Genomic DNA, 15,054 nt, shown 5'->3' with positions numbered 1-15,054 from the left:
TTTACCTACCAAGAGCGTGGTTTATGATAGCTTCCCGTGCCTTGTCTATGCCGCTTTTACTGAGTGTCGAGACCAAAATGCCACTTGGATCAAATTTCATTATCGCACTCTTTTGGCTTTGATTTAGCTTGTCGCTTTTTGTGTATAAATTTAAAATTTTTTGATCAGCTCTTAAAAAGCTTTTTAGGTAAGAATCCACGTTTACGTCGATGTCTAGGTCAAAATGTCTAGCGTCTATTAGATGTATAAAAAGTCTGATGTCGCTTCTAAATTTCAAAAACTCATCTAAATTTTTGCGCCACTCGTCGTGTTTTGACTTTGCAACTTTTGCGTAGCCAAAGCCTGGTAGATCGACTAAGATGAGCTTAAATTTCTCTTTTTCGCTCTCTTCTTTTTCCTCACAAAACTCAGCCTCAAAGAAATTTATAAGCTGCGTTTTGCCCGGCGTAGACGAGCTTTTGGCTAAATTTTTTTGATTTACAAGTGCATTTATGAGGCTACTTTTACCCACATTTGACCTACCCAAAAAGACCACCTCGCTTGTCACAAAGCTTGGAGCCTCCTTTATGCTTGGGCTTGATGTGATAAATTTAGCGCTCAAGGCTCTTATCACTTGGTTTTATCCTCGATCTGAAAGATAAATTTAACCGGCTTTTTCTCGTCGCTATTTACGCTATATGTGCCATCTTTTTGATTGACCACGATCTTGTCGCCATAGACATTTTTATCAGTCTCTACCTCGTGCAAGTAGCCATTGCCAGTTACTGTGTATATCTGCTTTGCTGGCTCATATGTGAGCGTATCGCCCTTGCCGTCATAGTGCTTATCTTTCATGAAAATTTTAACTCTAGCGTTGCCTGTGGCTACATATTTTACTGGCTGGCGCTTTTTATCAAAATGCACAACGACTTTGTTTGCCTTTAGCTCATCGTATGAACCTTTTTTGATATTTACATTGCCTACAAATTCGCTGATCTGCTTGTTTTCGTCAGCAAAAAAATCGTTTGAAGTGATCTCAACCTGCTCTGCATTTAAAAATGTAAAGCCCAAAATCATCGCTAAAATCGCTGTTTCTCTTCTACCCATGCCCTTAACCCTTTTATCTGCGTTTGTTTTTTACCAAGATCGTAGCTTCCACTATCACCTAATGCTTTGTCGCCATTTCTAGTGATGGTGAAATTTGCTTCTGATCTTACTATTTTTGTCTTTGTATTATATATAACTTCATCGCTTTTAAATTTCAAACTATCATTATTTTCATAGTTTGCATTTTTTTGAAAGATTATCTCATCGTTTTGCGAGATAGCCTTGTCTGAGCTTAGAAAATGTCTTAAATTTCCCCTTAAAATTCTCGCTTTAAAGTCTAAAAATTCATCCCTGTCGCTATATCTGTTTAGCTCGTCACTCTCATAAACTCCGCTTATTTTGGTCGAGTTTATCTCATAATCAACCACGTCATTTACCTGCATATTTGATATCTTAGTATCAACCTTTAGCACGTTTGCTAGGTATGGGTCTTGAGCCGCTAAAAATATCATCACAGCACTAAAAATAGCCACGACGAAGTAGAAAATTTTTACAACCAACGCTTAGACCACTCATCATATAAATTTTCTGATTTTATGATCATCTCGATCATCTCTCTAACAGCGCCATTGCCACCTTTGTGCTTTAGCTTTGTCTTTACATCAAGCTCTTTAATGGCATCTTTTGGCTTAAAGCTCCATGCAACTGCGTCTAAAATTTTATAGTCATTATAGTCATCGCCGATAGCTGCTGCGTTTTTGAAGCTAAGTCCTTCAAATTTCAATATCTCACTTGCTACCTCAAATTTATCGCCAACGCCTTGATAGACGTGATTTATCTTTAGATCCTCAGCTCTTCGCTCAACGATAGCCGACTTTCTGCCAGTGATGATAGCCACTTTCTTACCAAGCTTTAGCCAGCTCTCTATCGCGTATCCATCTTTTACATCAAAAAATTTAAGCTCTTCACCGTTTGCATTGTAGATGATCTTGCCATCAGTGAGGCACCCATCAACGTCTAAAAATATAATCTCTATCATAAAACGCCCTTAGTGCTTGGGGTGCCGATCTTTGCGTTTTTGGCAAGCGCTCTGCGGAGTGCTACGGCAAATGATTTAAATGTTGCTTCGATGATGTGATGAGTATTTTTGCCACGAATTTGATTTAGATGAAGAGTGATGGCTGAATTTATAGCAACTGCTCTAAAAAACTCCTCCACAAGCTCAGTGTCAAACTCACCAACTTTGGCATTTTCATTAAAATTTTCATATACAAGATAAGCTCTGTTGCTAAGATCTAGCGCGCAAAAAACAGCTGCCTCGTCCATAACAACGCTCGCCTCGCCAAACCTCTCAACACCACTTAATGGATATAAAGCCTCTTTTAAAAGCTGCCCTAAAACTATGCCTACATCCTCGACGCTGTGGTGAAAATCCACATGCGTGTCACCCTTGCATGAAATTTCAAGATCAAGCAAAGAGTGTTTTGTAAATGCCTCAAGCATATGGTCAAAAAAGCCTATGCCTGTGCTTATCTTTGCAACCCCAGAGCCGTAAATTTTGAGCTTCATTGAAATTTGCGTCTCTTTTGTGTTTCTAGTTAGTTCTAAAATTTCCTCTCTCACGCCCTAACCTCTTACTATAAATGCACCTTGGAATTTACCGCTTCTTGCGTAATCCCTAGCCTCGTCCTCGCTTCTAAAGCCATTTAAAAATACCCTATAAATGGTTGAGCCATCTATCGTAAATGTCTTAACAACTGATCTATAGCCATCTATGCTTTTATGCTCTCTTTGGTATCTGTTTGCGCCTTCAAGGTTTTTAAACGAGCCAATTTGTACCATAAAATCTCCACCCACAACGCGTTGCTCTGATGAGATCACGATGCCGCCAACTGGGGCCGTTGGAGAGACTGGATTTGGCACTTTTATGCCAGTGCTTGTTGGTTTTGTTGGTTGCGCGCTAGCAGTTGTAACAGCGTTAATGTCTTCATTAAAGCCGATAACCTCCATACTAACTGGAGCTGTGCCGGTGCCGATGACATCAAGCTTTATCGCAGCTGCTTTTGAAAGGTCAAGCACTCTATCCGCTACAAAAGGTCCTCTGTCATTTACACGCACGATAACACTTTTTTGATTTCTTAAATTTGTTACTTTAAGTATTGTATTCATCGGCAAAGTCTTATGCGCCGCAGTCATATTGTACATATTATAAACTTCGCCATTTGAGGTCGTTTTGCCGTGAAAATTTGGACCATACCAGCTTGCCGTTCCGCTAGCTTTATCGCCGACGCTTACGACTGTCGGATAGTATGTTTTGCCATTTATCGTGTATGGTCTCATTGTTGCTTTTTGAACTGAGGCGGAGTTATTGCCTCTTACATTAGTTGGGCCACTTGGAGTAAATGGAGCCCCGCTCCAAGAACAACCAGTGATTAGAAGTGTAAAACTTAGTCCTAAGTAGAAATTTAGGCTCTTACGGTATGACAATATTTGCTCCGACATTTAAATTTGAACTAGCCAAAGAATTTGCATCTTTTATATCTTTTTCACTTACATTAAATTTCTTTGATAAAGATGCGATAGTATCGCCTGTTTGAACTACGTAGTTGTGAGATTTGTTTTGAGTAGAAAAAGGGATTATTAGTTTTTGATTATAGCTTACAGCGTTTGTGCTAAGCTCGTTGTAGTCCTTGATCGCTCTGTGGCTAACGCCAGTTTTTTTAGAGATAGAAAGTAGCGTCTCACCCTTTTTAACTGTGTAGGCATAGAAGTTGTTTTTGCCATTAAATGGTTTGAAATTTTCAGAGAAAAGCTGCTTTTTATTTTCAGGGATATAAACGTAATAATCTTTTAAAGTTGGAGGTGTAAATACAAATTTTAAATGTGGGTTATTGCTTTTCATCTTTTTTGTGCTAAGACCGATGCTATCGCCTATCTGAGCTAAATTTGTACCGCCTGGCACTTTTACTTTCGTAAGTCTTAATCCCCCATTTATGTTTAGCAAAGATGACTCTTTAGATATCAAAAAGTCCGCATCTTTTGCTATATATGCCGCTCTTAAAATTTTAATGATGAAATTTCTAGTCTCAGCTGGAAGGTATTTTTTCTCAGCATCAAGAAGTGTTACAAGATCGTCTGTACCAGCTTTTTGTATAGCTTTTTTTAATGCACCATCGCCGCAGTTATATGCCATTGCTGCCAAGTACCATTTGCCAAATTGATTTTTAAGTGATCTTAGATAGTTTGTAGCTGCGACAGTTGATTCGACTGGATCTTTTCTCTCATCGGTGTATTGCCCTACTTTTAGGCCATGAATTTTTGCTGTTTGCTCCATAAACTGCCACATACCAGTAGCTTTAGCATTTGAAACAGTGTGATTTGAAAAGCCTGACTCTATCATCGCTAGATAGAAAAACGACTCAGGCACGCCTGATTTTTTGATCTGCTCTTTTATCATTGGTATATACATATAGCCATTTTTCAAGGCATCTGTAAATGTTCTTACCTGTGAGTTTTGTATGCCTTGTCTCATCTTTGCATAGTGAGAAGTTTTCATAAAGCTAGCATCGATGTCTAGCTCCTTTAAAATTTTAACCTGAGTGTCATAAGAGCTCTTCTCAGGAGCGTTTGCTAGTAGCAAGGTGCTACATGCGAATAGTAAAAATATCTTAAGCATTGCTTTCATTTCTATCCTTTTTCGTGTCAAAGCTTAATGATGCTAGCATCTTAAGCAAGCACAATGCCCAAAATTTAGGCAAAGCACTTAAATAACCTTTTGGCATTATCTGAAGTCGTTTTACAAACTACTTCAAATTCAAGGTTTAAAATTTCAGCTATCTTTTTAGCAACAAATGTCGTAAACGCCGGCTCATTTCTCTTGCCACGATTTGGTTCTGGCGTGAGATAAGGGGCGTCAGTCTCTATCAATACCCTATCAAAAGGAATTTTTGGCAGAATTTCAACTAAATTCTTAGCGTTTTTAAATGTCAAAACGCCACCTATGCCAAAGTAAAAATTCCCAAATTTACAAAGCTCCAAAAGAAGTGGCGAGGCATTATAACAATGCAAAACCGCTCCAGCTTCAAGCTTTGGCGCATACTCTTTTAAGATGTTAAAAGAGTCCTCATTAGCCTCTCTGATGTGGAGGATAACGGGTTTTTTTAACTCAACTGCCAAATTTAGTTGAGCTAGAAAAACACGTTTTTGATCTTCTTTTTCTCTTAGCTTTTCTTCTTCATCTTTTGGCAAGCGGTAGTAGTCAAGCCCACATTCACCGATAGCCACGCACTTTTTATCTTTGGCAAATTCTCTTAAAGTCTCTATATCAAAATTCTCTTTATCGTATGGATGAACTCCAACGGCAAAGAAAATATCATTTTTTTCGTGCGCTATTTTAGCCGCTTTTGGTAAATCATTAATATCAGCTCCAGGGATAATAAAGCCTTTTAGCCCTAAATTTCTGGCTTCAGATAAAATTTGCTCTAGGTCAAAATCATAAACTTTACTATCCAAATGGCAATGCGTATCTATAATCATAAAGCTATTTCTACCCTATTTCTACCATTTTCTTTTGCAACATAAAGCGCCGAGTCGCAAGCTTCGAGCATATCATCTATCTCACAGTGACCTTTTCCAAAAGATATGCCAATAGAAACGGTCACTCTTATGATCTTATCTTTTATGATTACCTCATTTTCAGCCACTTTTGCTCTTAAATTTACAAAAAATTTAATCGCCTCCTCTTTTGCTATCTTTTTAAGAACAACACAAAATTCCTCGCCACCAAACCTAGCGACCACATCTCTTCCTTTTGTGTTGTCAGTTAGTATCTTTGCGAGTGATTTTAGTATCTTGTCGCCACCATCGTGTCCGTATGTGTCATTTATCTTTTTAAAGTGATCTATATCAAGCATAGCAAATGCATAAGGCTCATCAAGCTCTTCAGCTGCTTGGACGTACTCTTCTATATCTTGATAGAAAAATCTTCTATTGTAAGCGCCAGTTAAAAAGTCGCGGTTGGCAAAATTTGCTATCTTATTTATATTTTCCATCGCCTCAATGGTGTTATTTACACGGCAAATGAGCTCTTCTTTTGAAAATGGCTTTGCTATAAAGTCGCTAGCTCCATTTTTTAAAAATATCGAAGCATCAGTCTTTTCGCTAGGAGATGTCATGACGATCACACCAAGGTGGTTTTTATCTTTCTCTTTTCTAACCTCTTTTAAGACCTCTAAACCATCTTTAACAGGCATTCTATAGTCAGTTATGATTAAATTTATATCAGGATTATCTGCAAAATAGCTCATCGCCTCTTCGCCATGAGCTGCTGCCAAGACCTTAAACTGAAGACTAGTTAAGATTTTTTTTATCATATTTCTAAAAGGCAGTGAGTCCTCAACGACTAGAACTTTGTATTGTCTATTTTTGCTTAGTCTGTTTATCATTTGAAAGATGTAGTTGATATCATCCATGTTGCCCTTATAGACGTAATCAACTATGTCTTTGTTTATAAAAAATTCTTTCGTCTTATCATCGATGCTACCAGTTAAAACGATAGCACAGAGCCCTTGAGCAAGGACATAATCAACGATCTCACCATTTGGTGCGTCAGGTAAATTTAGATCCAAGATAGTCATAAAATAATCTTTGCCGTGCTCGCTAATTAGCATCTGGGCTTCGGCAAAATCGTACGCAACGTCGATCGCCATATCCTCAATGCTCTTTTCCATCTGCATGACGATTAGCTTAGCAAGTGCCTTATTATCATCAACTACTAGAATTCTTTCCATATTATTCCTGTGATTTTTTATTAAACTAGCTCGGATTTTAACAAATAAACCTAATCACAAAGCTTAAATTTAAAACTTAAATTTCAAGCTATTTTAAAAGTCCTTTTGCGAAATTTATCGCCTCTTCGCTGATGTGCTCGCCACTTATCATACGCGCAAGCTCATTTACACGCTCCTCTTTGTCAAGCTCTCTTACGACTGAGCTCTCGCCGTCGCGCTCTACTAAAAAGTGCGAATTTGCTTTTGAGCTAAGCTGCGGCTGGTGCGAAATGGCAAAAATTTGATAAAAATTTGCAAGCTTAAGCAAGACATTTGCGATACTCATCGCCTCTTTTCCGCTTAAATTTGCATCTATTTCGTCTAAAATTATGACATCTCCGCCCGTTTTTGTGATCTCACTAGAGGCAGCTATGAAGGCCAGCCTTAAGCGGTTTAGCTCGCCTGAGCTTAAATTTTTAAGCGAAGTCTCATTTAAATTTAGACAAATTTCATCAGCACCTAAAATATCAAGTTTTTTAGCCTCAATACTCAGCGTAATATCTGGCATATAAAGCTCTCTTAGGTATAAATTTATCATCGCCTCAAGCTCTTTTAAATTTACGCTCCTTGCCTTGCTCAAAGTGCTGGCTAGCTCATTTGCCTTTTTGCTTAAAATTTCAAATTTCTTCTCAAGCTCGCTCTTTTCAAAGCTTAAATTTTCATATCTGGCAAGCTCTTTTTCCTTTTTATCAAGCGCTTCTAACGCCTCTTCTTCGCTGCCATAGCGCCTAATGATGGCATTAAGAGCTTCTATCCTATCAAGCACGCTCTCCACATCGATATCGTCAAGCTCCTCCATATTTAGGCTATCTCTTGCGACCCTTAGCTCGTTCATCGCATCTTCAAAAAAGCCGTTGTCAAGGTCGCTGATGCTTAGCGCCTCATTTACGCTGTGCTCTAGCTCAAATATCCGCTCAGCCCTAGCCCACGCTTCATTTATCTTATCTTTTTTACTAAGCCTTTTTTTAGTCTCCATAAGCTCTTCAAACTCGCCTTTTTTAGGCCCGACGCTTCTTATCTTCTCGATCTCAAAGCTAGCAAGCTCCTTTAGCTCCTCGACCTTTTTCTCTTCCTCTTTTATAGTGGCTAGCTCTTTTGAAATTTTAGAAAATTCCAAAAACGCCTCCTCAAATTCTTGTTTTATCTCTTTAAATTTCTCATTTTTTGAAATTTCAAGCCTGTCAAGCAAATTTAGAAATTTCTCATTTTCAAATTCATTTGCCTCTTTTGCCGAGAGATATTTGATGTGCTCGCGCGCCACTTGGGCTAAATTTTTCTTTGAGATGGCTTGTTGGTTTATAAAATATCTCGTGCTCTTATCTTTTAAAAGTTTGAAAATATTGACCTCTTCGTTTTCTATGCCAAACTCATCAAGCTCAAATTTGTGTTCTACGTCAGCTTCTATCAGCCTTGCCTCGCTATCTTTTAGCCCAAAAACAGCCATTATGGCACTCATCAGCACCGATTTACCAGCACCGCTAACGCCCGTAAATACGCTAAGACCCTCTTTGAAATTTAGCTCGACATTTTTAAAATTTAGATAATCCTTAATCAAAATTCGATCAATCATTATAACCCCAGTGAAGTTTCTCTTTTAAAATTTGAAAATAATCCCTACCGATATGACGTATCAGCCTCGCTTTTTTATCGCTCAGACTCATGCTAACGGCTGAAATTTTACTCATATCAAAGCGGTCTTGTCCGTCTATAACCAAAATGGCGTCGCTATTTGTTCTAAATTTGACCGTGTGATTTTTCGTAAGCACGACTGGGCGCTGCGTGAGCGAGTGCGAACAGATGGGAGTTAGCGCAAAGACCTCGCTTAGCGGATAGATGATAGGGCCATTTGCACTCATGTTATATGCCGTGGTTCCTGCTGGAGTTGCCACTATGACGCCGTCGCCAAAATATGAGTTAAAATACTTTTCATTTAAAAGTGCCTCGATATGCGTCATCGAGCCGCCATTTTTACTAACGATGACTGCGTCGTTAAATGCTATCTTTTGCTCGGTTTTGCCATCATTTTTATGAAGTGTGACATCAAGCATAAAAGGCGTTTCTACCTCAAATTTATCATCAAAAAAGTCTTTAAAAAACTTCTCACTCTCATTTATAGTGATATCTGTCAAAAAGCCTAGCCTGCCAGCGTGTATGCCTAGGATTAGTGGCGAGACGTGAGCTAGCTTTCTGCAAGTTGAGATGATCGTGCCGTCACCTCCAAGCGTGATAAGAAATTCGCACTCTTTGGCTAGTTTTACAAGCTCAAAGCCACTTTTTTCTACCTGTTTTGCACAGTTTTTTTCAAGCAAAATTTCTGCGTTATACTTTTTTAAAATTTTTTCTAGCTTTGCTAAATCCTGCTTAAATAATGGATAATCTTTCGCGATAAGTCCCACTTTTTTGGCGCTTGTGGTATTAAATTTTTGTTCATTTTTCATAGAAATGATTGTAACATATTTTATTTTAACAAAGCTTTTCAAAAGAAAAAAGCGATTATAATTGCCTAAAAAACATTGCAAAGGAGCATTTTATGCGAAGTCATTATTGCACCGATCTTAGCAAAGCTGATATCGGCAAAGAAGTAATACTTTGTGGCTGGGCAAACACATATAGAGACCACGGTGGCGTTGTTTTCATCGACTTAAGAGACGTTAGCGGGCTTATACAATTAGTCTGTGACCCTGCTGATAGCAAAGAAGCACACGACGTGGCTGCAAAAGTAAGAGATGAATATGTCTTAAAAGCAAAAGGTAAAGTAAGAGCCAGAGGCGAAGGACTAACCAATCCAAAGCTAAAAACTGGTGAGATAGAGGTGATAGTAAGCGAGCTCATCATCGAAAATCCAAGCGAGCCACTGCCATTTATGATAGGCGATGAGAGCGTAAATGAGGATATCAGGCTAAAATACCGCTTTTTAGACCTAAGAAGCGAGCGCTTGCAAAATATCTTTAAAATGCGCTCTCGTGCGGCGATAGCAGCTAGAAACAGCCTAGATAAAATGGGCTTTATCGAGTTTGAAACTCCAGTTTTAACACGTGCAACTCCAGAAGGCGCAAGAGACTACCTAGTGCCAAGCCGCGTATATCCAGGTCAGTTTTACGCACTCCCACAAAGCCCGCAGCTATTTAAACAACTTTTGATGTGTTCTGGCTTTGATAAGTATTTTCAGATAGCAAAATGCTTCCGTGACGAGGACTTAAGGGCTGATCGCCAACCAGAATTTACTCAAATAGATATCGAAATGAGCTTTGTTGAGCAAGAAGATATCATAAATATGGCTGAGACGATGCTAAAAGATATCTTTAAAGCCTGCGGGCACGACATCAAAACGCCATTTAGACGCATGAGCTACAAAGAGGCGACCGAGACTTACGGCTCAGACAAGCCTGATCTTAGATATGATCTAAAAATGATCGATGTGATCGATATTTTTGAGCGCTCAAGCAACGAAATTTTTAGCTCTATCGCAAAAGATAAGAAGAAAAACCGCATAAAAGCGCTAAAAGTACCAAATGGTGACAATATATTTAGTAAGCGCGAGATGAATAGATTTGAAGAATTTGTACGTAAATTTGGCGCACAAGGTCTTGGCTACTTCCAGATGAAAGAAGATGGTTTAAAAGGCCCACTTTGTAAATTTTTCGAGCAAAGCGATCTTGACGAGATCGTCTCAAGATGTGAGCTAAAAGTTGGCGACGTAGTATTCTTTGGTGCTGGCAAGAAAAAGATCGTGCTTGATTATATGGGAAGATTTAGAATTTTCCTAGCAGAACAAATGGGTATTATCGATCAAGACAGACTTGAGTTTTTATGGGTGCTTGACTTCCCAATGTTTGAGCAAAATGACGATGGCAGCTACTCTGCGATGCACCATCCATTTACTATGCCAAAAAATATAGACGAGCCTGATCTTGAAGACATCCTATCTATCGCTCACGACGTCGTCTTAAACGGCTTTGAGCTTGGTGGCGGAAGTATAAGAATTCACAAAAATGACATCCAACAAAAGGTCTTTAAGCTTCTTGGCATAGATGAAGCCGAACAGCGTGAGAAATTTGGCTTCTTGCTTGATGCTTTGACATTTGGTGCGCCTCCACATGGCGGTATCGCGATCGGCTTTGACAGGCTAAATATGCTTGTAAATAAAGCAAGCTCGATCCGTGACGTCATAGCCTTCCCTAAAACACAGCGCGCTCAGTGCCCACTCACAAAGGCGCCAAGCTACGCTAGTAACGAGCAGCTTAGGGAGCTAGGACTAAGGATAAGAGAAAAAGAGCAAAAGGCTTAAAATTTGCCTTTAAAAAGAGATGGAATTTTGTCTTTAAATATTTTTCTTAGACAAAATTCCATCCTAAATTTAAATTTATAAAAAGATGCCTCCAACTTGGCGGCTAATTAAATCAAAACTTGCCTAAGTAGTTTGAGATGATTTTTGTGGTTGCGACGTAAAATTTTGCACAGATAGAACACTTGGTTCATCAAGCTAAATTTTACTAGCTCCGCAAAAAGCGCTCAAAAGACAAAGGCAATAAAAGGGAAAAAATGAAAAATTTATTTTTAATCATCGGCGCTCCAGGCAGCGGCAAAACAACAGACGCATCGATCATCGCACAGCATGATGAGAAATTTGCACACTTTTCAACTGGCGATCTTTTAAGAGCTGAAGTCGCAAGTGGTAGCGAGCTTGGCAAACTGATAGACGGCTTTATCTCAAAAGGAAATTTAGTCCCACTTGACGTCGTCGTAAATGCGATCGTATCAGCCATCAAAAGCTCAAATAAATCAAATATCATAATCGACGGCTATCCAAGAAGCGTTGAGCAAATGACCGAGCTTGACAAAGTCTTAAGCGAGCAAGATGAAATTTCTCTAAAAGGTGTCATAGAAGTGGATGTTAGCGAAGATGTGGCAAGAGCTAGAGTGCTTGGCCGTGCAAGAGGCGCTGATGATAACAACGAAGTCTTTAACAACCGCATGAAAGTATATCTTGATCCGATCAAACCTATCCGCAAATTTTACAGCGAAAAAGAGCTACTTCACGTTGTAAATGGCGAGCGTGGCATCGACGAGATCGTAGCTGACATCAAAAATTTACTAGCTAAACTTATATAAATTTACAGACCTTGCATCAAAAAGGTGCAAGGTTTTAAAACTTACCATTTATTAACACCAAAAATGTAATATCCTTTTAAAATTTCACAACCAATTTTAAAAGGATAAAAATGAAAAAAATCATTATCGCTTCACTAGCTGCTAGCATCGCAATGGCTGGAGGCTTCGCATCAAAACACTCAAGCGAGACGATAAGCGTAAAAGAGGCTTTAAAACTAAATGACGACGCAAAAGTCGTACTTGAGGGCAAGATAAAGTCACACATCAAATCAGACAAATATGAATTTGTTGATAAAAATGGCGACGTTATCGTAGTTGAGATCGACAACAAAAAATGGGGCAATGTAACAGCCAACGAAGATACGCTTTTAAGGATAAGAGGTGAAGTGGATAAAGACCTTACAAAAACGAAGATCGACGTAGATAGCGTAGAGGTTGTAAAGTAGTTAAATTTACGAGTATTTAATGCAAAAAATACTAAAATCACGAAAATTTCTAATAAAAAGGACAAATATATGGACGTTTCAAAGATCAAATTTGGCTCAAACCCAGACAAAATCAATGCCGTAATCGAAATACCTTATGGCTCAAATATCAAATACGAGATCGACAAAGATAGCGGTGCAGTCGTAGTTGATCGCGTGCTTTACTCAGCTATGTTCTACCCAGCAAACTACGGCTTTGTGCCAAACACACTAGCAGCTGACGGAGATCCAGCTGATATTTTGGTACTAAACGAGTATCCACTCCAAGCTGGTAGCGTCATCCCTTGCCGCTTGATAGGCGTTTTGGTGATGGAGGATGAAGCAGGTATGGATGAGAAGCTTTTAGCTGTGCCAGTTACAAAGATCGATCCAAGATATGAAGCGATAAAAAGCTACGATGACTTGCCAACTGCGACACTAAATAAGATCAAAAATTTCTTTGAAACTTATAAAATTCTCGAGCCAAACAAATGGGTTAAGGTGAAAGAATTTAAAGATGCAAACGCTGCAAAAGAAATTTTAGACGCTGCTATTAAAAATTATAAATAATCTATAAGCCCTATTTTAGGGCTTTTTCTTTTTAAATTTATCCGTTTTATACGGCACATAAAAAAGGCTATTTTTATATTTAGATAAGCTTTTTCTTGTATAATACGATTTTCTTTCAACTGTGGGTTCATAGCTCAGTTGGTTAGAGCATCCGGCTCATAACCGGATGGTCCCAGGTTCGAGTCCTGGTGAACCCACCATTTTATGTTTTTTATAATTCCTTATACTTCTTTTTAATTCTTTTTAATTCTTTATAATTCCGATTTCATGGGCTAAAAGTAGCTATCTAATTCTTTTTACTTCTTTTTTATATACAATTACTTCCAGATAATTCTAGTTACATATAAGGTAATTCTTACTGCATAAAGGTAACTTTTAAAAAAGGAGTAAAAGATGCCAAGAGTTTCTACCGCAAATTTGTTTGATAAAGATATAAGGGCAATGTTGCCAGCCAATAAAGTATATAAAAAGGCTGTGGGCAACCCAAAAGAACTTTATATAAAAGTGTATCCAAGTGGTATGAAAACATTTTTTATACAACATAAAAACACTACACATTTTAAATTGAAAGAGTTTAGGGAGGGAATTTACTCAGTTGCTGAGGCAAGAAGAGATGCGATAGAAATTATAAGAAAATTTGAAAGTGGTTTTGTAAGATCCAAAGATAAATATCGAATTTCAGAGCTATTTGATAGATATATTGACAAAAAAGAGAAAATAGACCAGCTAGACAAGGTTTATATAGATAAAATTAAATCTAGGATAAAAAAATACATCTTGCCTAAATTTGGTAATGTTGATATTAAAGATATAAATTTTAATGATCTAAAAACCATATTAACACCATTATTTAATCCATATAATCCAAAGAAATCAAGACTTGAGACTATACACAGAATTATAAATACGCTAAATTCGCTATATGAAAATGCCATTAAAGATAGATATATAGATTATAACCCTTGTAAGGCTTTACACGATGAATTTCCAACTTCCAACAGCTTTAGCCTTAGAAATGGCATCGACACAAGATACCCAGCTATTACAGATGAAAATGAGTTAAAGGAGTTTTTGACTGATTTACGAAATGACAGCAAATTAGATCTACAAGTCAAAAGAGCCGTAATGCTCCAAATTTTATGCGTTAATCGTCCCATTAACACCGTAAGTGCTGAATGGAAAGATATAGATCTTAAAAAAGGAATTTGGACTATTCCGCCTATCCAAATGAAAATGAGGCATGCACACCAAATAACACTCTCAAAGCAAGCTTTATCAGTTTTACTAGAGCAAAAACAATATACACCATTAGAAAGTAATTTTGTATTTCCGTCTCTTACAAAAACAGGTCATATTAACAGAGATAGCATTAGTAATGCCATAAGAAATATAGGTGGCAGAGAAAAATATAATTCTAAAGCTTCTGCTCATGGTTTTAGAGCCACGTTTAAAACAATTTGCTCTTTACATCTTACGGATCTGACACAATTGGGCATAAGCGAAAAAACAATAGAAAATGCTCTAGCGCACACAGAAAGCAATGCAGTTAAATATGCCTACGAAAGACAGACAGCAACTATTGATCAAAATAGAATTTTAATGCAATGGTATGCAGATTACCTAAACAATCTAGTTCAATTTGTTTAAAAGTTAATATCTTAAAGTCATACGATATAAAGCATCAGTAAAAGGTTCGGTTTTTTAAAAATTTATATCGTTTTTTTAATGCTATTTCATCGGTTTTTTACTGGTTTTTTAATACAGCTTAAAAAACCGATAAAGCCCTTTAAATAGCCATTTGCATAGCTATTTTTTTCGGTTTTTTAACTTTTTCAGCGCGTGTATGAGAAAACTTAAATCGTTTCCAAGCTCGGTAATAACGATATTTTAAGGCATTAAAAAAGTAAAAATTCATGTTTTTATTTAAGGTAAAAAACCTATTTTAAGACCATTTTTTGTTTAAAAAGAGGTATTTTTATCTAAAATCTCTTAAGAATATAAAAATATCTTTCGGTTTTTTACTGGTTTTTTAACTTAAAAAAGTCTATTTTTAG

General features: G+C 37.6%; 16 protein-coding genes and 1 tRNA gene. 6 read left to right on the top strand and 11 right to left on the bottom strand.

Features of this window, described 5'->3' with window-relative positions; all coding sequences use genetic code 11:
* Window position 1: 1 nt before the first annotated feature.
* From yihA to F3G86_RS08215, 11 genes are all read right to left on the bottom strand, one after another.
* Complete coding sequence (gene yihA / locus F3G86_RS08265) at window positions 2–613, bottom strand: ribosome biogenesis GTP-binding protein YihA/YsxC (protein WP_004317590.1); 612 nt, start codon at window positions 611–613, stop codon at window positions 2–4.
* Window positions 610–1,086 (bottom strand): lipopolysaccharide transport periplasmic protein LptA, encoded by a 477-nt coding sequence (gene lptA, locus F3G86_RS08260; protein ID WP_149723580.1) that lies wholly within the window; start codon window positions 1,084–1,086, stop codon window positions 610–612. The genes yihA and lptA overlap by 4 nt, the downstream gene beginning before the upstream one ends.
* Entirely contained in the window at window positions 1,059–1,586 is a 528-nt protein-coding gene (lptC, locus tag F3G86_RS08255) for an LPS export ABC transporter periplasmic protein LptC (protein WP_021086384.1), read from the bottom strand. The genes lptA and lptC overlap by 28 nt, the downstream gene beginning before the upstream one ends.
* Entirely contained in the window at window positions 1,577–2,065 is a 489-nt protein-coding gene (locus F3G86_RS08250; RefSeq protein ID WP_004317467.1) for a KdsC family phosphatase, read from the bottom strand. Before F3G86_RS08250 ends, lptC begins: the two co-directional genes overlap by 10 nt.
* Window positions 2,062–2,637: an imidazoleglycerol-phosphate dehydratase HisB gene (gene hisB, locus F3G86_RS08245; protein WP_181000097.1), complete on the bottom strand. Its 576-nt coding sequence runs from the start codon at window positions 2,635–2,637 to the stop codon at window positions 2,062–2,064. Before hisB ends, F3G86_RS08250 begins: the two co-directional genes overlap by 4 nt.
* 15 nt (window positions 2,638–2,652) lie before the next feature.
* Complete coding sequence (locus tag F3G86_RS08240; RefSeq protein WP_107945912.1) at window positions 2,653–3,513, bottom strand: septal ring lytic transglycosylase RlpA family protein; 861 nt, start codon at window positions 3,511–3,513, stop codon at window positions 2,653–2,655.
* Window positions 3,500–4,711, bottom strand: coding sequence for a lytic transglycosylase domain-containing protein (locus F3G86_RS08235; protein WP_103617655.1), 1,212 nt, complete (start codon window positions 4,709–4,711; stop codon window positions 3,500–3,502). The genes F3G86_RS08240 and F3G86_RS08235 overlap by 14 nt, the downstream gene beginning before the upstream one ends.
* 65 nt (window positions 4,712–4,776) lie before the next feature.
* On the bottom strand, window positions 4,777–5,562 hold the full coding sequence (locus tag F3G86_RS08230) for a TatD family hydrolase (protein WP_103635317.1): 786 nt from the start codon (window positions 5,560–5,562) through the stop codon (window positions 4,777–4,779).
* Entirely contained in the window at window positions 5,559–6,815 is a 1,257-nt protein-coding gene (locus tag F3G86_RS08225) for a diguanylate cyclase (RefSeq protein WP_103612025.1), read from the bottom strand. Before F3G86_RS08225 ends, F3G86_RS08230 begins: the two co-directional genes overlap by 4 nt.
* An 88-nt stretch (window positions 6,816–6,903) precedes the next feature.
* The gene (locus F3G86_RS08220) at window positions 6,904–8,424 is read right to left on the bottom strand and encodes an AAA family ATPase (protein WP_188116447.1); all 1,521 of its coding nucleotides are present in this window, start codon (window positions 8,422–8,424) and stop codon (window positions 6,904–6,906) included.
* A complete protein-coding gene (locus F3G86_RS08215) occupies window positions 8,417–9,292 on the bottom strand; it encodes an NAD(+) kinase (protein WP_149723579.1) in 876 nt (291 codons plus the stop codon). Before F3G86_RS08215 ends, F3G86_RS08220 begins: the two co-directional genes overlap by 8 nt.
* 92 nt (window positions 9,293–9,384) lie before the next feature.
* Here F3G86_RS08215 and aspS point away from each other — a divergent pair, with 92 nt between their 5' ends.
* The 6 genes from aspS (at window position 9,385) to F3G86_RS08185 (ending at window position 14,647) form a co-directional block, all read left to right on the top strand.
* Entirely contained in the window at window positions 9,385–11,142 is a 1,758-nt protein-coding gene (aspS, locus tag F3G86_RS08210) for an aspartate--tRNA ligase (protein WP_012140086.1), read from the top strand.
* A 254-nt stretch (window positions 11,143–11,396) separates the two neighbouring features.
* The gene (locus tag F3G86_RS08205; RefSeq protein WP_004317610.1) at window positions 11,397–11,966 is read left to right on the top strand and encodes an adenylate kinase; all 570 of its coding nucleotides are present in this window, start codon (window positions 11,397–11,399) and stop codon (window positions 11,964–11,966) included.
* A gap of 110 nt (window positions 11,967–12,076) precedes the next feature.
* Window positions 12,077–12,412 (top strand): NirD/YgiW/YdeI family stress tolerance protein, encoded by a 336-nt coding sequence (locus tag F3G86_RS08200; protein WP_149723578.1) that lies wholly within the window; start codon window positions 12,077–12,079, stop codon window positions 12,410–12,412.
* A 69-nt stretch (window positions 12,413–12,481) separates the two neighbouring features.
* Complete coding sequence (gene ppa, locus F3G86_RS08195) at window positions 12,482–13,000, top strand: inorganic diphosphatase (RefSeq protein ID WP_149723577.1); 519 nt, start codon at window positions 12,482–12,484, stop codon at window positions 12,998–13,000.
* 123 nt (window positions 13,001–13,123) lie between these two features.
* Window positions 13,124–13,200, top strand: a tRNA-Ile gene (locus F3G86_RS08190).
* A gap of 193 nt (window positions 13,201–13,393) precedes the next feature.
* Entirely contained in the window at window positions 13,394–14,647 is a 1,254-nt protein-coding gene (locus tag F3G86_RS08185) for a tyrosine-type recombinase/integrase (protein ID WP_149723576.1), read from the top strand.
* The last annotated feature ends 407 nt before the right edge of the window (window positions 14,648–15,054 follow it).

Origin of the sequence: Campylobacter concisus (assembly GCF_902460595.1) — a bacterium.
Classification (GTDB): Bacteria; Campylobacterota; Campylobacteria; order Campylobacterales; family Campylobacteraceae; genus Campylobacter_A; species Campylobacter_A concisus_BL.
Note: the sequence above shows the minus strand (reverse complement) of the source record. Positions and strands in the feature narration are given on the sequence as shown.